Origin of the sequence: Halobacillus halophilus (assembly GCF_020171985.1) — a bacterium.
Taxonomy (GTDB): domain Bacteria; phylum Bacillota; class Bacilli; order Bacillales; family Halobacillaceae; genus Halobacillus; species Halobacillus halophilus_A.
Genome location: NZ_JAIVAL010000001.1, coordinates 589,191 through 608,742 on the forward strand (window position 1 = coordinate 589,191; position 19,552 = coordinate 608,742).

Below are 19,552 nucleotides of genomic sequence, written 5' to 3' on the forward strand. Positions count from 1 at the left end.
TAAACTAGAAATTATGGGATGCGCGCTCTCAATCTTTAAGAATATTTTGTTAAAACTGTCTGGTTTTAAATAACCCTTTTTCCGTGAGGATATAATCCACTCTCTGATCAAACTTCTCTATTGGCAGAGAAGAGAACTTCTGTGCCTCTGAAGCGATCATGATGGTGTCTCCTTCAAATCCCTCTAGAAACCTATCATAATACCCACCGCCATAACCTATCCTATAGCCAGAATCATCAAATAAAAGTCCAGGAACTAAAAGTAGGTGAATCCCTTCCTTTTTTACCTTCTCTGAAGCAGCAGGATCTGGTTCTTTCAATCCAAAGTAAACGGTTTCCAACTGCCCATAATCTTCCAGTTTGTAAAAATCCATCTCTCTAGTCTTAGGAATACACTTTGGCACAACTACCTGCTTATGCTCCTTCCACCCTTGATCAATAATAGGATATGTAGACCATTCATGTTCCTGAGAAATAGTCATCCCTATCATTTTAGCATTTTTCCATAGATCACTTTTGAATAAATGCTGATATAGAGCCGATTGAATCGAATCTTTATTATCTCTGGAAAGGTTATTTAATAGTTGCTTGCCTATCTTTCTGCACTCTTTCTTATCCATAAAGCCTGTCTCCTTTTAGAAGTGGCTATCTTCATTCAAAAATTAAAGCCAACCCTTCTACCCATGTTCGTAAGGGGCGCAACTGTCTTGAAACTAAGCATGCCAATATCGAAAAGGCGCTGAAAATTAATATAAAAAAACAGTAGGAAATAATCCTACTGTTTTATTTAGTCTCACGGTGCAAGGTGTGTTTACCTAGACGAGGACTATATTTACTTAGTTCCAAACGCTCAGGGTTTTTACGTTTGTTTTTTGTAGTAATGTAATTGCGGTCACCTGTTTCGGTACAAGCAAGTGTAATGTTTACACGCATTGTTTATCCCTCCAAATTCAATCTTTTCACTATATCATCTATTTCATCAGACTCTATTAATGTTAACAAATTACCTTATTGCTTGCAAGTATAATTTTGAAGTTGGTCTTACAAACTTCTAACAGATGAATACACTAGATATTCACGAACCCCGTTTCATTTTAATCCATTAAGAAACAGAAAGCTGTTCCAGACGAACAGCTTTCTGCTTCTTATTTATTTAAATCATAAGATTGACCTTTTACAAGATAGAATATATTCTCACCTATATTCGTAATATGATCCGCAAAGCGTTCAATATATCTTGCTACATAGGAAATTTGCATAATGTGCTGAATTTGCTGAGGATTTATTGCAGTTAATTCTAAAGTTTCCCTTACAACTTCCCCATATTTTCTATCGACCACATCATCCATTTCTGCCAGTTTACTTGCTAAAGAAATATCCTCATACTCAAAAGCTTTAACTGCTAAGTCCACCATATCCATGGCTAGTACAGCCATCTCTCTTAATTCAGGATTTATCTCAATTCCATGATCCTCACCCAGGTGAATAGTTGCCTTGGCAATATTCGTACCATGGTCAGCCATACGTTCCAAATCAGATGATATTTTAATGGCTGTGATTAAACGCCTCAAATCGCGAGCGACCGGCTGCTGTTTAGCGATTAGCAAAATAGCATCTTCGTTTATTTTATCTTCCTTTGCATCAATAATTGCATCATCTTCAATAATTTTTGTAGCTTTACTAACATCGCCTTGATAAAAAACGTGGATCGCAGTATCAAGTGAATATTTTGAATCAAGAGCCAGTTCTTTTATCTTTTCTTTCAAATCATTTAATTCTTCTTCAAAATGTTGACGAATAGAGACCATTAGTTTCCCCCCTCAAACACTTACTTAACCAAAGCGTCCTGTAATATAATCTTCCGTCCGCTTATCTTGAGGGTTTTGGAATAAATCATCTGTTTCAGCGAACTCAACCAATTCTCCATTCAAAAAGAAAGCTGTTTTGTCAGATATACGAGCAGCTTGCTGCATGTTGTGCGTCACAATAATAATACTATACTTTTTCTTAAGCTCCTGAACAAGCTCCTCTACTTTTGAGGTAGAGATTGGGTCTAATGAAGATGTTGGCTCATCCATCAGGATCACGTCTGGCTCAACGGCGAGGGCACGGGCAATACATACACGCTGCTGCTGACCACCGGAAAGACCATAGGCATTTGCATCCAAACGGTCTTTTAATTCATCCCAAATAGCCGCATCCTTTAAGCTTTTCTCAACAATTTCGTCAAGAACTTCTTTTTTCTTAATTCCGTGCACTCTTGGACCATAGGCTACATTATCATATACAGACTTAGGAAATGGATTTGGAGATTGGAAAACCATTCCTACTTTCGTTCTTAAATATTCCTGCTTAAAGTTCCCATTAAAAATATCCTGATCACGATATTTAATGGAACCGGAAGTCTTAACGATGGGTACCATTTCTACCATACGATTTAACGTTTTAATAAAAGTGGACTTCCCACACCCTGAAGGACCAATGATCGCTGTTACCCTTTTTTCTGGAACGTCCATATTGATTTCGTAAAGTGCTTGATTGCTTCCATACCATAAATTCAGATCTTCTACTTGCATAACATTTTTACTTTCTCTGTTTTGCTGTTTATCTTTTTTCTCAACAATAGGTTTTGAAGTAATGCTACCTGCTCTCGTTTCTTGTGTTTCTTCACTGATTTTAGTCATTGTGAAACCCCTCCTCATCCTTGTTTAAAGACGCTGCTGAAATTTATTACGAATAAATACGGCAATTGAATTCATTAATAGCAGAACTGCTAGAAGTATTATGATTCCAGCCCCCGCTACAAATTGCCACTCTTCTTGTGGTCTTCCTGTCCAATTATAGATCTGGATCGGCATAACGGTGTACTTCGCAAGCAATGAATCTGGAAGCGTATAAATGGCAGTAGCAGCTCCGACAATAATTAATGGTGCTGTTTCCCCAATAGCCCTTGAAAGGGCAATTATAGTCCCGGTCAAGATACCAGGAAGTGCTGCAGGCAGAATCACACGTGCGATTGTCTGCCATTTAGAGGCCCCCATCCCTAATGAAGCTTGATGCAGATCAATAGGTACGGATCTTAGAGCTTCTTGGGCAGATACTACAATAACCGGCAGTATCAGTAACGCCATCGTTAAACCCCCGGCGATCAAAGTATAACCAAAGTTAAACATATAAACAAAGAAGGTAAGACCTAATAATCCAAAGACAATAGATGGTACACCTGCTAAGTTAGAGATGTTCACTCTTATAAATTCTGTAAATTTGTTTTGCGAGGCGTACTCCTCTAAATAAATAGCTGAGGCGACCCCTACTATGACAGAGAATATTGCAACTATAACCATTAACATAATGGATCCTATCATTCCTATCCAAATCCCTGCTTCTTCTGGATAAGGAGCTGGTCCACTAGTCAGGTAATCCCAGCTTAAATAACCAATTCCTTGAGTCAATACGCGGTAAAAAAGGAGTACTAGAAAAACAAGACCAACGGAGGTAGCCAGAAAGAACATACCCATCATTATCTTATTTTTTAATACTCTTCCTTTCATTCGTTTCTTGATGCCTTCTTCATTTTGTCCAAGCATTAATATTCCTCCCTGAACTTACGTGAAATATACTGTGCTAACAAGTTCATACCCAGAGTGAAGACGAATAACGTCATTCCAACTGCATATAAACTATAATAGATCGTAGAGCCAAACGTTGTATCGCCCGTAGCAGCCTGGACAATAAAAGCTGTCATCGTCTGAATGGACTCTGTGGGATCAAACGTTAAGTTCGGCGTAGCTCCTGCAGCAATTGTTACAATCATGGTTTCACCAATTGCACGGGAGATAGCCAGCACAATTGAGGCAACGATTCCCGAAAACGCAGCTGGAAGTACAACCTTATATACAACTTCTAGCTTTGTAGCTCCAAGACCGTATGCTCCTTCACGAAGTGCGTTTGGTACAGAGTTCATAGCATCTTCTGATAAAGACGCTACCATTGGAATAATCATAATCCCAACAACAAATCCACCGCTTAAAGCGTTGAAGATGCCAAGATCTGGGATAATACCCTGGAACATTGGTGTAACGAACGTTAAAGCAAAGTAACCATAAACAACCGTAGGGATTCCTGCTAAAACCTCTAAAATCGGTTTAATCACACGTCTCACCTTGTCGTTAGCGTACTCACTCAAAAATATGGCTGACATAAGACCTAATGGAACAGCGACCACTGTTGCGATCAATGTAATGAGTAGGGTTCCACCAATGAGTGGAGCTACTCCATAATCACCAGACCACGGCGACCAGTTTGTTCCCGTATAGAAATCAATCATAGATACATTCGAAAAGAAACCAATAGACTCACGTAATAAAGTAAATAATATGCCGACTGTCGTTAAAACACTGATGATAGCACAGAATAGTAAAAACCACGGGATAATCTTCTCAATACGCTGTCCAAAAGTGGTTTTTTGTTTGTTTCGTTCGATTAAATCCTGGACATTCAATTTATTTCCCTCTGATTGTAAACTTTTGTCCATTTTCAAACTCCTCTCATCCATAAGGCAAGGTGAGACTAATGATTAGTCTCACCTACCTTGTTAGATTTTAAAAATCAATTACTCTGCCCAGCCTTTAACCTTATCAAGCTGTTCCTCATATTTTTCTTCAGGAAGAGCAACATATCCAACTTCTTCTGCAGCTTTTCCTGCATTGTTTAATGTGTACTCAACAAAGTCACGTACTTGTGGCTTGTTTTTATAAGCCTCTACATTCACATAAGTGAATAATGGACGGGATAGTGGTGTATAAGAACCATCCTGGATTGTTTCACCAGAAGGTTTTACAGGTTCAGCATCCCCTTCAGCAATTCCTAGAACTTTTAGCGCATCTTTATTTTCCGCATAGTAAGCGTAACCGAAGAATCCGATTGCATTTGGATTATTTTCAATCCCGCGTACTAGAACGTTGTCATCTTCAGAAAGAGTTGTATTTTCTCCTTCTTTCATAGGGTTTTCTTCAAGAATAACTTCATTGAAGTAATCAAAAGTACCTGAGTCATGTCCAGGAGCAAAGATTTCAATTTGCTCTTCAGGCCAGTCCGGGTTAATGTCAGACCACATTTGTGCATCAGAAGATTCAAGGAAAATTTGTCTTAGTTGTTCAATTGTCAGGTTCTCAACGAAATCGTTCTTTGCACTAACCGCTACAGACAGACCGTCGTAAGCAAGAGTTAGTGGCTCAAGTTGTACGCCGTTTTCTTCTGCAATTTTCTTCTCTTCTTCTTTAATTTCACGAGAAGCATTACTTAGGTCGATTTCACCTTTAGTGGATTTCTTGAAACCACCGCCGGATCCAGAGCTGTTTAGGGATGTCTCAACTTCAGGAGCCTCTTCACGATAGCTGAACGTAAGGTTTTCCATGATTGGGAAAACTGTTGAAGAACCATCAATTGCGATTGGGCCAGAAACTTCCTCTCCTTCTTCAGAAGAACTTCCCTCACTACCTGAGCTTTCCTCAGAACTTTCAGAGCCGCTTCCTTCGTCACCGCTGGCATCGTCGCCAGAACCACCGCATGCAGCAAGTACTCCAAGCACTAAAATAAATGCAAACATTAGTGCTAAACTTTTAAAGTTTTTCATTTCTTTCTCCCCCTATTTCTAAACAAGTATTATGTGATGCCGGCTTGACCAACTCACATTTTATATATTAAAGAAAGAGTTTTAAGGACATATAAATCAAACGTAAAGGTTTTGTAAATTGGTCGATTTTTATCGATTTTTATTTGTAAAGCATAAAAAAAGCTAACCGAAAGAGATTTCGGTTAGCTTTTACGCAATTCATATAATTATTCTTCTGTTGCCTCTTCAGTGGTTTGCTCAGACGGTGATGCCCCGACACCTTCTTTTTCTCTTTTTTCCTTTAAATCGAAATAAGCCTTTCCTATACGTGCTCCAATCTTATTACTTACACTGGTGGTGGGGGTATCATTACCCAAATATGGAGTAACAACAGAGAAAGCAATTTCAGGATCGTTGTGTGGAGCATAGCCGATCAACGTTTTATTCAATAAGTTATCTTCACGCCGATAGGTTTCCCCACCATTTACAGGTATTGATTTAGTTGCCTCAGCTGTTCCAGTTTTACCTGCCATATTATATTTAGCATATGTTGGATCGGAAAACACGCTGCTTGCTGTACCTTCACTCGTTTGGAACACCTGTCTGAACCCTTCTTGCACACGTCCAATATAGGTCGAATCCATTTCAAGCTGGTTAATGATTTCGGGTGTGTACTCTTTATAGATCGGTCCTAACCCTTCAGAAGAAGTTGAAGGATCGTGGATTTCCTTTACCAGCTTCATTTTAAGCCTGCTGCCTCCATTGGCTATGGTAGAGACGTACTGATTTAACTGCATGGCCGTATAGGTGCTGTACTGACCAATCGCAAAGTCAAGGATATTACCATCAGCCGGATTATCCCCTTCAAAACCGGTTGCTTCGTATGGGAAATCAATACCTGTTTCCACACCTAAACCAAATTGATTAAAGTTGTACAAAAAGGTTTGAAACGTATCATTTTGTAAACTAATAGGCCGCCCATACTGGTAATCAAATTCTTTACCTAAATACATGGCAAGAAAATACATATAAACGTTGGAGGATTGTTGAATAGCTTCTATATCATCCACAACACCTATATTTGAAGTATAAGAAGACTTCTCCCTATCCGAGGAGATTTTTATGGCACGGTCATTTACCGTCTGTCCAGGATCAATAGCCCCTTCATGTAAACCTGTTAAAATCGTTGCTCCTTTTACTGTAGAACCTGACATATAAGCATTATAAACTGCCTGGTAAGAGGTGTCCGAGAAACGCTCCTCCCCATCTTCCAAGTTCCGATTATACTTTTGACCAGAAATAGCTAGGATCTCGCCTGTTTTAGGATTAGATACCACCGCTACTGAATTCTCGAGATGCTTATTCTCATTAGGTGCCTGCTGGATTGCACTCTCTAGTTCTTCACGCAAGATCTGGTCAACTTTTTCCTGAAATTCTACGTCGAGAGTGAGAACTAAATCTTTTCCCCTCTCCCCTTCACGAACCACTTTTGAATCAACTACATCGTTATTTTTATCAATCTCATACTGTACTTTCTCTTTAGTTCCCTTTAACACCTGTTCATATTGCTCTTCAAGACCGCTCGTACCTACCCGGTCATTTCTGCTGTAGTCCAGTGACATAAAGTATTCCAAATTATCACGTGGAATTCCTTGTTCTCTTGAAGTGATGTTCCCAACATAATTCTTGAACGTATTACCATAAGGATATTCTCTTTCCCAATCAGATGTAACGTTTATCCCTGGAAGACTCCCTAAATGCTCCGCCACTGAGGAATATTCTTCATAGGAAATGTTTGAGTTCTTGATGATGTGCGGGGAAAGTGCGTATGCTTTGTCCAGTTCTTTTTTAATGGCGATAACTTCTTTGGTCTGATTATCGTAAGAAGTAACTTCCGGTTCCTTAATGCTGTCGAGTTGAAGCTGGTATACCTCGCCGTTATCCATATCCTTTGTGTCTTTATCTTTTATACGCTTAACGACTTCTTCTCTATTCTTTAAGAAGAAATATTCTTTTAAGTCACGGGTACTAAGCTTGTCTTCAAACTCCATATTGATATACTGTGACAACTTTTCTGCAAGCTCTAAACGATCAAGTTGTTTTACTCCCTTAGGGGGAGTATAAGTTATCGAATAAAGAGGCTCATTGTTTACAACTACCTTTCCGTAGCGGTCATACATTTCTCCTCTGGGCACAGGGATATTTGTAGTGGTGTTTTCTGTTCGATCAATTTCATCCTGGGCTTCTTCTCCATTAAGAATTTGAACGACCCCAAGCTGAAGGATGATTGCTCCAAATAATAGAAATACAATAAAAAAAACTACGTTTAAACGAAAAGGAAGGTGGGTTCTTTTCTTTCCTCTTTTCATATCGCCGGCCATCTATGTTCTCCCCCATTTTCCACAAAATTCTTCCTATATTATATCATCAGTACGATGAGGGAAGATAGTTTCAATTGTGAGAAGACGGAACTACTTTTGTGTCGATATCTTTTATAAAGAAATAAATTAAAAAGTGGCCTCCACCTACCAGTAATAATATATAGGGAATCCCCGTCTCAGGAGTAATGAATACAATTGCGAGCAGGAATACAATTATGGAGAGAACGCGTCCTAAGTTTAGAAACAGCTCCCTAACTACAATGTATTCGATTCTCATCTCTCCGGCGTTCCATGACTTCCCAATAACATCATAAGTTAAGGATATATAGGGCACGTACAATAATGGAAAGAAGATGCCTGCAATTGCCCCATAGAGCAATAACAAAGTCATACTTTTGCTTACCAGCAAAATTAACACGCTAAGATAAAGAGAAAGACCAGCTATAAAGATAGCTTTTTTTCTTCGTCTCGGTTTTACAAGACGGGTAACTAGAAAATAAAACAGGAAAGAGAATCCAGAATAAACAAGATTAAAAAAACCTAAGGACAATTCGTTACGTGTCATTAAGAAAATCCATATGGACACCGCAAATAAAAAAGTCCCTTCTCGAAAACCCTGGGATACATGTGCGTTTAATATGCGTTTCCAATTGAGATTATTTTTCCTTTCGTTAATGATTCTCCGAAAAGAAAAATTCCCTTTTGCTTTTCTTCTGGATAATCCAAAGCTCACAAGAACCGCCACTATAAAGAGACCAAAGGACACCGCAAAAATAACCGTGTACCCTGTGAAGTTGTTTAAACGTGAAATAATAAAACCTGCCAGTAGCGGTCCTGTCATCCCGCCTAAAGATTGCAGAACACCTAAAAACCCATTAAAAAAGTCTCGCGTATCAGGTTCCGTTATCTCAAAAGTTAATACGTTGTAGGCCAGCCAGTAAAAGCCATATCCCACCCCAAGCAATGCACCGAGCATGATATTAAACTTGGCAGCGTTCTCTCCTACAATAAGTACGGTCAAGAAAAATAATGAAAGAACAATCACCCCTGTACGCAGAACGATGACTCTGTCAATATGTTTGGCACACTTACCAGCAAATATAAAAGTCAAGGGCTGTAATACATAAATACTTAAATTATATAGAGCTATGTCTGTATAACTGTTTGATTGTTTCCACAAATAAATATTCACAAATGTACTGGATAAAAAAATCCCGAGAGAGTATAAACCTCCAATTAAAAGCAACAACAGTAAATCTTTCGAAACGTTTTCGTGGCTCAACCACGCTCGCAGCCTGCTCACCATATCCATGTCTCCTTTGTGTTCTACATTAGTGTTGGCAGAACAAAAAGAGATATGCAAAAAGAAGAGACCTGGATAGAAATCCAGGTCTCTTCTTTGGAATTTTTTATTTAGCTGCGTCGTAGCGTTTTGCCACTTCATCCCAATTTACTACGTTCCAGAATGCTGCAACGTAGTCTGGGCGACGGTTTTGGTAATTCAGATAGTAAGCGTGTTCCCAAACATCAAGTCCAAGGATCGGAGTCTTACCTTCCATAATCGGTGAATCCTGATTTAACGTATCGATTACTTCAAGGCTGCCGTTGTTTACGACTAACCAGGCCCAGCCTGAACCGAAACGACCCTTAGCAGTTGTTTCGAATTTTTCTTTAAATTGATCTAAGCTTCCGAAAGTATCATTAATCGCAGTTGCTAAATCACCTGTTGGCTCGCCACCGCCATTCGGAGACATAATTGTCCAGAAAAGACTGTGGTTTGCATGTCCGCCTCCATTACGGCGTACAGGCGTACGAATATCCTCTGGTACAGCTGCAAGATTGTTGGCTAACAATTCTTCCAGTGATTTGTCCTGAAGATCCGCATGACCTTCTAATGCATTGTTAAGCTTAGTCACGTAAGTGTTATGGTGTTTCGTATGGTGGATGTTCATCGTTTCCTTATCGATGGTAGGTTCTAGTGCATCGTAAGCATAAGGTAGTTCTGGTAATTCAAATTTGGCCATAGTATAACTCCTCCTTAAATTAATATGTAAAACCAAAAGTATGCTCTTTGCATAACTTCATGATTTTACATTATCAAACCGGAAATCTACTTGCAAATAATATGCAACTTTCCGTTTGGAATACTTTTGACTTCCGCTATTAAGATTTCCCGTATTGAATAAATTAAAACATAAAAAAACCAAGCCAATGCAGGCTTGGTTTTTCACATCTGATAAAAGTGGCTCGGGACGGAATCGAACCGCCGACACACGGATTTTCAGTCCGTTGCTCTACCGACTGAGCTACCGAGCCATACTACAAGTAATTAATCTAATTATTTCGGAGGAACCTTTCGCATTATATGTATCATGGCGGAGGAGGAGGGATTCGAACCCCCGCGAGCCGTAAAGCTCCTGGCGGTTTTCAAGACCGCTCCCTTCAGCCAAACTTGGGTACTCCTCCGTATGAAAATAATGGTGGACCCTGCAGGACTCGAACCTGCGACCGATCGGTTATGAGCCGATAGCTCTAACCAGCTGAGCTAAGGGTCCACTTGGGGCGGCTGATGGGAATCGAACCCACGAGTGCCGGAACCACAATCCGGTGCGTTAACCACTTCGCCACAACCGCCGTAATGAAAGTTTAATTATGTAATAAATGGTGGCGGTGGAGGGAATCGAACCCACGACCTCACGGGTATGAACCGTACGCTCTAGCCAGCTGAGCTACACCGCCATGAATGTAATAATAAGTAGCTTCGTGTTTGAAGCGACATTTATTAATTTATCATCATTTCAATGTTTTGTCAACAACTTTTTTTGCTCTTTAATTAGCGACAGGAATAATATAGCACGGTCTCTTAAAGCTTTCAAGACTTTTTTATAAAAGGCAGCTGAAAACTTTGTTCAGCTGCCTTCAAAATGATTTACAAACTTTCTTTTTCGCCAAGAACTTCTTCTGCGATGTTTACAGCGTGATCACCAATACGTTCTAAATTGCTGACCATATCCACGAATACGATACCAGCTTGTCCCGTACACACACCTTCATTTAAGCGGATGATGTGCTTTTTACGGTAACTGCGTTCCATGCGATCAAGTTCATTTTCCTTCTGAACTACAGCTAAAGCCTCTTCTCTATTCATGGTTTCAAGTGCTCTGGTTGCTTGTTTTACAGTCATTAAAGTAAGATCAAACATTGTATTCAAGTCATCAATAGCTTGAGGGGTCAAGTAAACTTTATTAGAGTTTTTATAATCGATAAGTTCGATAATGTTTTCAAAGTGATCTCCTATTCGTTCGAGGTCCCGAACCGAATCCATTAATGCTGAATGTTTTTGACTTTCTTCGTCTGTTAAGGAAGCTTGAGATAAGTCAATTAAATAATCGGTTATCTTTCGATCCAGGTTATTGAGAGCGTCCTCAATCTGCATCGCAATTTCCGAGTGTTTTTGCTGTTTATTATTTAAATATAGACTGGTCTCTTCCAGTCCCTTATAGGCATACTGTCCCATTCGGACTACCTCTTCTTTTGCCTGGTCAAGAGCAAGTGAAGGAGATTGTTCAATAAAAATCGGATCTAGGTGCTGCGGTTTAAATTCAATTAGGGAATCTTCTCCAGGAACTAATTTGATAACTATCCAGGCTAATACAGCTACGAAAGGAAACTGAACTATTGTATTCGCAATGTTAAAAGATCCATGCGCAAAAGCAATGGTCATCTCAGGCCCTAAATCTAAATACCCTTGCAGCCAATTCACATAGGATGTGAAAGGTTTTAGCAGTAAGAGAAAGACTGTAGCTCCTAAGACGTTAAAGATTACGTGAACAAAAGCCGCACGTTTGGCACCGACACTAGCTCCAATAGCAGCAATTACAGCGGTAATCGTTGTACCAATATTATCTCCAAACAATACTGGCAAAGCTGCTTGGATATCTACTAATCCTTCTCCAAAGAGACCCTGAAGAATCCCGATAGTAGCACTTGAACTTTGAACAATAACAGTAAATAACGTTCCAATTACTACTCCTAATACAGGATTATCACTCATACTTAAAGTAAGCTCTTTAAAAGCTTCTAAAGATCGGAGTGGTTTCATACCTCCACTCATTGTTTCAAGCCCGAAAAATAAAGCTCCCAATCCAAAGACTGTCTGGCCAATGTTTGTCACTTTCTTATTTTTAAAGAAGAAAATTAATAAAGACCCAACGGCCAAGATTGGAAGACCATATTCTTTAACGTCAATTCCAATAATAAAGGCAGTCATGGTTGTCCCAATATTAGCCCCCATGATTACGCCAATAGCCTGCCTAAAGGTCATAAAACCTGCGTTAACCAGTCCTACCGTCAGCACTGTAGTTGTTGAACTACTTTGCACAAGCATAGTTACTACAGCACCAGCAATAACCCCCATTAGCGGATTACTGGTAAAGCGATCCAGCATTTCACGCAAACGATCCCCTGCTACTTTCTGCAGTCCGTCCCCCATGTACTTTATACCAAACAGGAAGATACCAAGACCGCCAATAAATTCAAAAATCATCTTTTGAACGTCTATCTCCATTAGTCCGCACCCTTTCTTCATCCAAGTTTCAACATTTTCTCTCTTTTAAAAACACCTTTTTCATTATTAACGAAAGATATTTTATTTGTAAAGGATATCTGTGAATCTTAACATTAAATTTACATTAGGTTTATGAAGGTGCAATAATCGTTTGATATGTGGAGCTTATAGCTAAGTACCTATAGTAAATAACCCCTGCTTTTGAATGTATTATTTAAACTTCTATCTTGATGTCTTCCTTCCAAAGTTTATTCTAGTTAAACTCATTCATTGAGACTGGTTTATTTTTCAAATAAAAAACACTCTATCCCCCTTTGAGTTATATTACCCAATCAAAGGGGGATAGAGTGTTCTACGAGCGGTTATTTTGTTTTTTTACCTATTCAGATCTTTTTCACTAATATTCTAGTTCCATCTACAGAAACCACTTTTATTTCATCATCTTTTGAAATCCACTGTCCATTTGAAACAGCACTATAATCTTCTTCTTCGATCTTTATTGTTCCTACCGGCCTCATGTCAGTCAAAGCCTTGCCTTTTTTATTCACAAGAAATTGATAACTTTCTTTCATGGAATTGTATCCCATCTCTGATGATAGTTGGTCCCTCAGCGTAATTTTTGTCCACATCTTCCTATGTTTAAATACTTTCAGGAATAACAGGGAAGCGGCACCGCCTAAAATGACTCCAATAATACTATACAAGCCTGCCACCCAATTGGGAGCGCTAAATCCTACCGCTATAACCATGACGGCCGCCCCGATCGTAGCAAGTGTGCCATCATTTATCAGCTTCCCATCAATAACCATAAGAATGATGCCGAGAAAGTAGACAAGCATCATAATGATAAACATGTCTGTTGCTAGGTAACTTGAGAAATAAACGGTTATGAACCCAAAACCAATAATTGCAAAGATCCCTTTCATGTTAACCAGCAGTTCACCGATTAAAAACATGGTGCCTAAAAAGGTAATAAACAAAGCAATCCAATCAAATGCGAGCACGATGAACACATCCTCCCGTATATCTTCTGAATACTATATGTACGATTAAGGCTCTACTTTCGTTTCATTAAATATTACTTGAGTTTACTATTTGCTTCCTCCATAATATAATTTGTTAAACTTGGATATGTAAAATAGAAACATTTACAATAGTTTTACATGTGGAGTGGCTTTATTTAAGTGACTTGACTTCTCATTTAAGTTAAAAGCCCTTATAATAAAGGTTGGAACGTTAAGAAGCACACCTTTTTTGTAAGTATATAAAGGAGCGATTTGAAAATGGCAATTACCCACAGAAAAGATACACGTCCTGTAAAAGTAGGTGACGTGACCATCGGCGGAGCTGATGAAGTCGTTATTCAATCAATGACTACTACCAAAACGCACGATGTGGAAGCTACAGTAGCTGAAATTAAACGTTTAGAAGAAGCGGGCTGCCAAGTCGTCCGTGTTGCATGCCCTGATGACCGTGCAGCAGACGCTATACCTGAAATTAAAAAACGTATTAACATACCGCTGGTTGTCGATATTCATTTTGATTATAGAAAAGCCCTGAAAGCAATTGAGGGCGGTGCAGATAAAATCCGTATCAATCCAGGAAACATTGGTAAAAGAGAAAAAGTTGAAGCAGTGGTAAATGCTGCTAAAGAGAAAGGAATCCCTATTCGGATTGGAGTTAATGCCGGTTCCTTAGAAAGGCACATCCTTGAGAAGTATGGATATCCAACTGCTGACGGTATGGTTGAAAGTGCCCTGCATCACATTAAAATTCTAGAGGATCTAGATTTTCATGACATCGTCGTTTCGCTGAAGGCTTCAGATGTACACTTAGCCATTGAGGCCTATGAAAAAGCTGCACAAGCATTCTCATACCCGATTCACTTAGGTATAACTGAATCAGGTACATTATACGCAGGTACAATAAAGAGTGCAGCAGGTTTAGGCGCTATTTTGAGCAAAGGAATTGGAAGCACATTGCGTATTAGCCTTAGTGCTGACCCGGTCGAAGAGGTAAAAGCTGCTAAAGAGCTGCTTAAATCATTTGGGCTTGCTGCAAACGCGGCTACTTTGATTTCCTGTCCAACTTGTGGACGTATCGAAATCGATTTAATTTCTATTGCAAACGAAGTTGAAGAATATATACAAACCATTCAAGCCCCTATTAAAGTTGCAGTACTAGGCTGTGCCGTGAATGGCCCTGGTGAAGCACGGGAGGCAGATATAGGTATCGCAGGCGCGCGTGGAGAAGGTCTTCTATTCCGCCATGGAGAGATTATCAGGAAGGTTCCTGAAGATATTATGGTGGAAGAGCTTAAAAAAGAAGTCGATAAACTCGCCGAAGAGCATTATGAGAAACAGCGTATCGAAAAAGAAAAATTGGAGCAAAAAGCATAAAAAAAGGTGGACCATAGCGGTCCACCTTTTTTAATCTGAAATTAGATCAGATTATAAATCGGAGCAAAGAATATGGAAAAAGCAATGGATACAATACTGATAATAATCGCCATGTTCCCTAGCGTATCAGCTCCTCGCCGTTTTCCTATAATCCCTAATATGATGCCAGCGGCACCTAATATGAGGGGAGCAAAGAAAAAAGAAAGAATGGCTGCACTCAGCCCCAGCCAGCCCATACCTACTTTTACATCACTTTCCATGGTTGTCTCTTTTTCTTCAGTTTGAAAAGGTTCATCTATAGGCGATACTGCCGTTTCCTGGGCATATTCTTCTTCATAACTTTCCCCATATACTGGTTGATAAGGACCGCGTCCATGATCATTAACTGGCTGCTGGTCATTCTCATGCACTTGCTCCAATTCATCACCATGCTCTGGAGCTTTCTCTGTTTCCTGATTCTCAACAGGACTTTTCGGATCATACATAAGGATACCCTCACTTTCTGTTTGGAGAATCACGATTAGTATGTTCCATAATCACTTTTGTTAACGAGGGATTTTCTGGCATATCCATTATTTTAACTTAACACGTTCTTCTCTTTTAATTCATATGGTGTATTAAATCATTGGTGCGAAAGGGAGTATCAATAATGAAACAAGTAGCTCAACAATTTGTTATGAAAAAATTAAAACAGCTGACGGTTCATGATTTAATGGCTTACAGTAAGCAATACAAAATTCCTATATCAAAGTCTGAAGCTGAATTAATTGTCAAAGCTCTTAGAAAAAATAAGGAAAACCCTTTTGATCCCGATGGACGCAAGAAAATGTTAAGTAAACTCGCTGCCATTACTTCCAAAGATACAGCCCGCTCTGTTAATCGACTTCTAATGGAACTGGCCAAAGAACACGGTGTGGCACATTGGTTAACGTAATGGACCAAATAACGTAATCTTTAAATTATTTTTTCGAACGTAATTGTCCCTTACATTAAAAGTAAATATTTGGTTCGTGTTAAAAATAATACCTAAAATAAAAAAAGGTGCATCCGCACCTTTTTTTATTGCTTCATTATTTTATCCTTTAACTCTTCATCAAATTTTCCTTCTTTGAACATTTCTATTTCAAAGCCATAGGGAGGCTTTTTATTTTTCTTATCTTCCCCTACATAGGGAGTTTCAAGGATCTTAGGCAAGTCCTTTAAGGAAGGGTGATGGACTACCTGGTGTAAAGCTTTAAAACCAATATGTCCAAATCCAATGTTTTCGTGACGGTCTTTTTGAGCACCCTTTACATTTTTACTGTCATTCACATGGACGACTTTTAACCGGTCCAGACCTACAACTTTATCGAACTCATTCAAGACTCCATCAAAGTCTTCGACGACGTTATAACCAGCATCATGAATGTGGCATGTATCCATACAAACGGATAGTTTCTCATTCAATGTGACACCATCAATAATTTTGGCTATTTCTTCAAAATTTCTGCCGATCTCAGATCCCTTGCCAGCCATTGTCTCAAGCGCTATTTGGGCTTCCTGATCTTTATGAAGCACTTCATTTAAACCTTCAATTATCTTAGGAAGCCCTTTCTCCACTCCTTGTCCTACATGAGAGCCAGGATGCAGTACGATCTGCTTTGCACCTATAGCCTCTGTGCGTTCAATTTCATTTCGAAGGAAGTCTACACCTAATTGGAAAGTTTCAGGCTTAGTTGTATTAGCGATATTAATGATATACGGAGCATGGACCACAATATCTGAGATATTATGCGACTTCATATGCTCCTGTCCAGCTTCAATATTTAATTCTTCTATAGGACGTCTCCTTGTGTTTTGAGGAGCTCCTGTATAAATCATAAATGTACCAGATCCATATGATGCAGCCTCTTCACTTGCTCCAAGAAGCATTTTTTTCCCTTTCATCGAAACATGCGACCCCAGTTTCAAATTAAAACTCCTTTCCTAATGCCTATTTTTTGCGGTATTGATTTCTTTTAAGGCCTTTCAAGTTATTATCTGCTTTTTTCTTCATTTTCTTCTTGTATCCTGGTTTCACTTTTTTTGGTTTACGAACCATTTGTCTTGCTTTCTTTTCTAGATCTGTTTCTTTTTTCTCTCTTGTCTGGCGTTCATTATAGGAATTAACCTCTTTCCATTCTCCATTCTTCACTTCATAGAAATTAAAAGTAAGTCCTCTTTTTTCAAGCTTCTGGATTAAAGGAAGATCTCCTTCCTTATATAGATTTATGGCAGTTCCCTGTAAGCCGGCACGAGCAGTTCTACCTACACGGTGAATATAAAATTCTTCTTCTTTAGGCATCTGAGCATTGATGACGTGACTAACTCCCTGAATATCGATCCCTCGAGAAGCTAAGTCAGTCGCTACGATATACTGGTATCGTAAATTTTGGAGTTCCTTTAGCATCCTTTTTCGCTCTCTTGGTGATAAGCCTCCATGAAGAATCCCGACTTCAAGACCGCGGCTGAGCAAAGCATCCGCTAATTCATCCGCATGGTCTTTTCCATTTGTAAAGATAATAGCAAGATAAGGCTGAATAGCTTCGGATATATCCATAATGATATCGGCAGGATTCTTATGACGCAAAGGAACTAATCTGTGCTCCATAGACTCAGGCGATGGTTTTTCATCTTCAATCTGAATAAGGGAGGGGTTAGTTAGATATTTTTTGAGGAATGGCTGCAAGCGCTCAGGGATTGTAGCTGAGAAAACTAAAATTTGAACATCAGGATCCATACGAATCAAAATCTGATCTACTTCTTCAATGAAACCTAGATCAAGCATTAAATCAGCCTCATCCAGTACAAACCCTTTGGCTTGATGCAAATCAACAGCTTCTTCTTTTACCATATCAAGAATTCTCCCCGGAGTTCCTACAATAATATGAGGAGGCTGAGAAGAAAGCTTATCGACCATCTTTTGCTTATCCGTACCTCCAATTAGCAGCTTAGAGCGCCAAACCTTATCTTTTCCACCGAATTGTATAGCTTTCTTTACTTCTTCATGAATTTGTATAGCCAGCTCCCTTGTTGGAGCTGTAATAACAAATTGGACGTTCGAAGAATCATCGTCAATTTTGTTGAGGAGTGATAATAGATAAGCGTGTGTTTTTCCAGAGCCAGTGTGTGATTGTCCAATCAGGCTCTCACCTCGTAAAGCAGCAGGCATGACCTCTCGCTGTATAGGTGTAGGTTCATGAAAACCAAGTTCCCCAATAATCCGACTGATCACTGGGGTAATAGCAAATTCTTCAAATTTATGTGTACTCATTATGTTTTGTACTCCTTTAGTGTAAAATGTTCTCATCCTATTATAATAGAGCGAGGGAAGAAATGCACGATTACAGGACAACCTGCGACAAGATTCTTTGTCTTCTTTCCATTTAGCCTTTATAATAAAGGATGGTAAAGTAAAAGTATTCAATTGGATTGGATAAAGAGGAGGACTTTAAATAATGGAAGTCATTAAAATCGCCCCTCGCGGTTATTGTTATGGTGTGGTGGATGCCATGGTCATTGCACAGAATGCAGCAAAAGACCCGAACCTGCCTCGCCCTATATATATTTTAGGAATGATTGTACACAACTCACATGTTACCCAAGCTTTTGAAGACGAAGGTATTATTACCGTGGACGGTAAAAACCGCATGGACCTATTGGACGGAATTAACGAGGGCACAGTTATTTTTACAGCTCATGGAGTTTCACCTGAAGTTAAAGAGCGTGCAAAAGAAAAGGGTCTTACTGCTCTGGATGCAACTTGTCCCGACGTGACAAACACGCATAATTTAATTCGGGATAAAGTAGCTGAAGGCTACGAGATTATTTATGTCGGTAAAAAAGGCCACCCTGAACCTGAAGGGGCTATGGGTGTTGCTCCAGGTAAAGTACATCTTGTCCAAACGGAAGAAGATGTAGAAAATCTTAATATCGATCACGATAAATTAATGGTTACTAACCAGACAACCATGAGCCAATGGGATGTTTATGATGTAATGGAAAAAGCGAAAGAAAAGTATCCTCAGCTGGAAAAACATCAGGAAATTTGTATGGCTACTCAGGTACGCCAGGAAGCTGTGTCTGAACAGGCTAGTGAAGCTGATCTTACTTTAGTTGTAGGAGATCCTAAAAGTAATAATTCAAATCGCTTAGCTCAAGTCTCCATGGAAAAAGCTGGTACTCAGGCATATCGTATAAGTGATGTAACCGAAATTGACCTCGACTGGCTGGAAGGCGTTCAGAAGGTTGCCGTTACAGCAGGCGCTTCCACCCCTACCCCAATAACTAAAGAAGTTATAAAATTCATTGAACAATATGACTTAAATGACGTGGACACCTGGATTCGCGAATCCAAAGTGGAACAGAAGAAAATTCTCCCGCGTGTTAAAACTAAAAAGAAAAGCCAAGCAAAAGAATAACTGATCTAACAAGCTGTGCGGACATAGAATGTCCGCACATTTTTATTATATCTATATCTTTAAACTTTACTTCCTGCCAATGGCTTGAAATCGAATCTAAGTCATTCAGGAGATTGGTTACAATTAACACGGAGGCAATTTCTTAACTTGTTT

Annotated in this window: 18 protein-coding genes and 5 tRNA genes; 3 read left to right on the forward strand and 20 right to left on the reverse strand. The window is 39.3% G+C overall.

The features are described from left to right. Nucleotides 1–49: 49 nt before the first annotated feature. From LCM11_RS03050 to LCM11_RS03130, 17 genes are all read right to left on the reverse strand, one after another. Entirely contained in the window at nucleotides 50–619 is a 570-nt protein-coding gene (locus LCM11_RS03050; protein ID WP_224892788.1) for a 5-formyltetrahydrofolate cyclo-ligase, read from the reverse strand. A 163-nt stretch (nucleotides 620–782) separates the two neighbouring features. Continuing rightward, nucleotides 783–932 (reverse strand): 50S ribosomal protein L33, encoded by a 150-nt coding sequence (rpmG, locus tag LCM11_RS03055; RefSeq protein ID WP_014643761.1) that lies wholly within the window; start codon nucleotides 930–932, stop codon nucleotides 783–785. A gap of 212 nt (nucleotides 933–1,144) precedes the next feature. Next, nucleotides 1,145–1,807, reverse strand: a complete 663-nt coding sequence (phoU, locus tag LCM11_RS03060) for a phosphate signaling complex protein PhoU (RefSeq protein WP_224892789.1) — start codon at nucleotides 1,805–1,807, stop codon at nucleotides 1,145–1,147. A 24-nt stretch (nucleotides 1,808–1,831) separates the two neighbouring features. Further along, nucleotides 1,832–2,575 carry a phosphate ABC transporter ATP-binding protein PstB gene (gene pstB, locus LCM11_RS03065; protein ID WP_224893081.1) on the reverse strand — a complete coding sequence of 248 codons (744 nt, stop codon included), beginning with the start codon at nucleotides 2,573–2,575 and terminating at the stop codon, nucleotides 1,832–1,834. 132 nt (nucleotides 2,576–2,707) lie between these two features. Next, nucleotides 2,708–3,586: a phosphate ABC transporter permease PstA gene (pstA, locus tag LCM11_RS03070; RefSeq protein WP_224892790.1), complete on the reverse strand. Its 879-nt coding sequence runs from the start codon at nucleotides 3,584–3,586 to the stop codon at nucleotides 2,708–2,710. Beyond that, complete coding sequence (pstC, locus tag LCM11_RS03075; protein ID WP_224892791.1) at nucleotides 3,586–4,533, reverse strand: phosphate ABC transporter permease subunit PstC; 948 nt, start codon at nucleotides 4,531–4,533, stop codon at nucleotides 3,586–3,588. Before pstC ends, pstA begins: the two co-directional genes overlap by 1 nt. A 78-nt stretch (nucleotides 4,534–4,611) precedes the next feature. Further along, nucleotides 4,612–5,634 carry a phosphate ABC transporter substrate-binding protein PstS family protein gene (locus LCM11_RS03080; RefSeq protein WP_224892792.1) on the reverse strand — a complete coding sequence of 341 codons (1,023 nt, stop codon included), beginning with the start codon at nucleotides 5,632–5,634 and terminating at the stop codon, nucleotides 4,612–4,614. A gap of 206 nt (nucleotides 5,635–5,840) precedes the next feature. Then, nucleotides 5,841–7,994 carry a peptidoglycan D,D-transpeptidase FtsI family protein gene (locus LCM11_RS03085; protein WP_224892793.1) on the reverse strand — a complete coding sequence of 718 codons (2,154 nt, stop codon included), beginning with the start codon at nucleotides 7,992–7,994 and terminating at the stop codon, nucleotides 5,841–5,843. A 70-nt stretch (nucleotides 7,995–8,064) separates the two neighbouring features. Continuing rightward, nucleotides 8,065–9,300, reverse strand: a complete 1,236-nt coding sequence (locus LCM11_RS03090; RefSeq protein ID WP_224892794.1) for an MFS transporter — start codon at nucleotides 9,298–9,300, stop codon at nucleotides 8,065–8,067. Between the two features lie 103 nt (nucleotides 9,301–9,403). Next, nucleotides 9,404–10,018: a superoxide dismutase gene (locus LCM11_RS03095; protein ID WP_089749139.1), complete on the reverse strand. Its 615-nt coding sequence runs from the start codon at nucleotides 10,016–10,018 to the stop codon at nucleotides 9,404–9,406. Between the two features lie 219 nt (nucleotides 10,019–10,237). After that, nucleotides 10,238–10,310, reverse strand: a tRNA-Phe gene (locus LCM11_RS03100). A 57-nt stretch (nucleotides 10,311–10,367) separates the two neighbouring features. Further along, nucleotides 10,368–10,460, reverse strand: a tRNA-Ser gene (locus tag LCM11_RS03105). Nucleotides 10,461–10,472: 12 nt separating this feature from the next. Then, nucleotides 10,473–10,549, reverse strand: a tRNA-Ile gene (locus LCM11_RS03110). Between the two features lie 3 nt (nucleotides 10,550–10,552). Continuing rightward, a tRNA-His gene (locus LCM11_RS03115) sits at nucleotides 10,553–10,628 on the reverse strand. Between the two features lie 28 nt (nucleotides 10,629–10,656). After that, a tRNA-Met gene (locus LCM11_RS03120) sits at nucleotides 10,657–10,733 on the reverse strand. 190 nt (nucleotides 10,734–10,923) lie between these two features. Further along, on the reverse strand, nucleotides 10,924–12,561 hold the full coding sequence (locus LCM11_RS03125; RefSeq protein ID WP_224892795.1) for a Na/Pi cotransporter family protein: 1,638 nt from the start codon (nucleotides 12,559–12,561) through the stop codon (nucleotides 10,924–10,926). Nucleotides 12,562–12,944: 383 nt separating this feature from the next. Continuing rightward, entirely contained in the window at nucleotides 12,945–13,565 is a 621-nt protein-coding gene (locus LCM11_RS03130) for an NfeD family protein (protein WP_224892796.1), read from the reverse strand. Nucleotides 13,566–13,850: 285 nt separating this feature from the next. Between LCM11_RS03130 and ispG the strand changes: the two genes are divergently transcribed. After that, nucleotides 13,851–14,960 carry a flavodoxin-dependent (E)-4-hydroxy-3-methylbut-2-enyl-diphosphate synthase gene (gene ispG, locus LCM11_RS03135; protein WP_224893082.1) on the forward strand — a complete coding sequence of 370 codons (1,110 nt, stop codon included), beginning with the start codon at nucleotides 13,851–13,853 and terminating at the stop codon, nucleotides 14,958–14,960. 41 nt (nucleotides 14,961–15,001) lie between these two features. On the opposite strand, the gene LCM11_RS03140 is transcribed toward ispG, so the two are convergent. Further along, the gene (locus tag LCM11_RS03140; protein ID WP_224892797.1) at nucleotides 15,002–15,445 is read right to left on the reverse strand and encodes a hypothetical protein; all 444 of its coding nucleotides are present in this window, start codon (nucleotides 15,443–15,445) and stop codon (nucleotides 15,002–15,004) included. A gap of 164 nt (nucleotides 15,446–15,609) precedes the next feature. Between LCM11_RS03140 and LCM11_RS03145 the strand changes: the two genes are divergently transcribed. Further along, a complete protein-coding gene (locus LCM11_RS03145; protein ID WP_224892798.1) occupies nucleotides 15,610–15,894 on the forward strand; it encodes a DUF2624 domain-containing protein in 285 nt (94 codons plus the stop codon). Between the two features lie 125 nt (nucleotides 15,895–16,019). Here LCM11_RS03145 and LCM11_RS03150 read toward each other — a convergent pair whose 3' ends face one another. Together LCM11_RS03150 and LCM11_RS03155 are read right to left on the reverse strand one after the other, a co-directional pair. Next, entirely contained in the window at nucleotides 16,020–16,910 is an 891-nt protein-coding gene (locus tag LCM11_RS03150) for a deoxyribonuclease IV (RefSeq protein WP_224892799.1), read from the reverse strand. A 22-nt stretch (nucleotides 16,911–16,932) separates the two neighbouring features. Continuing rightward, nucleotides 16,933–18,252 carry a DEAD/DEAH box helicase gene (locus tag LCM11_RS03155; protein ID WP_224892800.1) on the reverse strand — a complete coding sequence of 440 codons (1,320 nt, stop codon included), beginning with the start codon at nucleotides 18,250–18,252 and terminating at the stop codon, nucleotides 16,933–16,935. A gap of 184 nt (nucleotides 18,253–18,436) precedes the next feature. Between LCM11_RS03155 and LCM11_RS03160 the strand changes: the two genes are divergently transcribed. Beyond that, complete coding sequence (locus LCM11_RS03160; RefSeq protein ID WP_224892801.1) at nucleotides 18,437–19,399, forward strand: 4-hydroxy-3-methylbut-2-enyl diphosphate reductase; 963 nt, start codon at nucleotides 18,437–18,439, stop codon at nucleotides 19,397–19,399. The last annotated feature ends 153 nt before the right edge of the window (nucleotides 19,400–19,552 follow it).

Bases quoted from the DNA above. Each gene is read 5' to 3' on its own strand.
- LCM11_RS03050 (WP_224892788.1), bottom strand. From the start codon at position 619: ATGGATAAGAAAGAGTGCAGAAAGATAGGCAAGCAACTATTAAATAAC.
- rpmG (WP_014643761.1), bottom strand. From the start codon at position 932: ATGCGTGTAAACATTACACTTGCTTGTACCGAAACAGGTGACCGCAAT.
- phoU (WP_224892789.1), bottom strand. From the start codon at position 1,807: ATGGTCTCTATTCGTCAACATTTTGAAGAAGAATTAAATGATTTGAAA.
- pstB (WP_224893081.1), bottom strand. From the start codon at position 2,575: ATGCAAGTAGAAGATCTGAATTTATGGTATGGAAGCAATCAAGCACTT.
- pstA (WP_224892790.1), bottom strand. From the start codon at position 3,586: ATGCTTGGACAAAATGAAGAAGGCATCAAGAAACGAATGAAAGGAAGA.
- pstC (WP_224892791.1), bottom strand. From the start codon at position 4,533: ATGGACAAAAGTTTACAATCAGAGGGAAATAAATTGAATGTCCAGGAT.
- LCM11_RS03080 (WP_224892792.1), bottom strand. From the start codon at position 5,634: ATGAAAAACTTTAAAAGTTTAGCACTAATGTTTGCATTTATTTTAGTG.
- LCM11_RS03085 (WP_224892793.1), bottom strand. From the start codon at position 7,994: ATGGCCGGCGATATGAAAAGAGGAAAGAAAAGAACCCACCTTCCTTTT.
- LCM11_RS03090 (WP_224892794.1), bottom strand. From the start codon at position 9,300: ATGGTGAGCAGGCTGCGAGCGTGGTTGAGCCACGAAAACGTTTCGAAA.
- LCM11_RS03095 (WP_089749139.1), bottom strand. From the start codon at position 10,018: ATGGCCAAATTTGAATTACCAGAACTACCTTATGCTTACGATGCACTA.
- LCM11_RS03125 (WP_224892795.1), bottom strand. From the start codon at position 12,561: ATGGAGATAGACGTTCAAAAGATGATTTTTGAATTTATTGGCGGTCTT.
- LCM11_RS03140 (WP_224892797.1), bottom strand. From the start codon at position 15,445: ATGTATGATCCGAAAAGTCCTGTTGAGAATCAGGAAACAGAGAAAGCT.
- LCM11_RS03145 (WP_224892798.1), top strand. From the start codon at position 15,610: ATGAAACAAGTAGCTCAACAATTTGTTATGAAAAAATTAAAACAGCTG.
- LCM11_RS03155 (WP_224892800.1), bottom strand. From the start codon at position 18,252: ATGAGTACACATAAATTTGAAGAATTTGCTATTACCCCAGTGATCAGT.
- LCM11_RS03160 (WP_224892801.1), top strand. From the start codon at position 18,437: ATGGAAGTCATTAAAATCGCCCCTCGCGGTTATTGTTATGGTGTGGTG.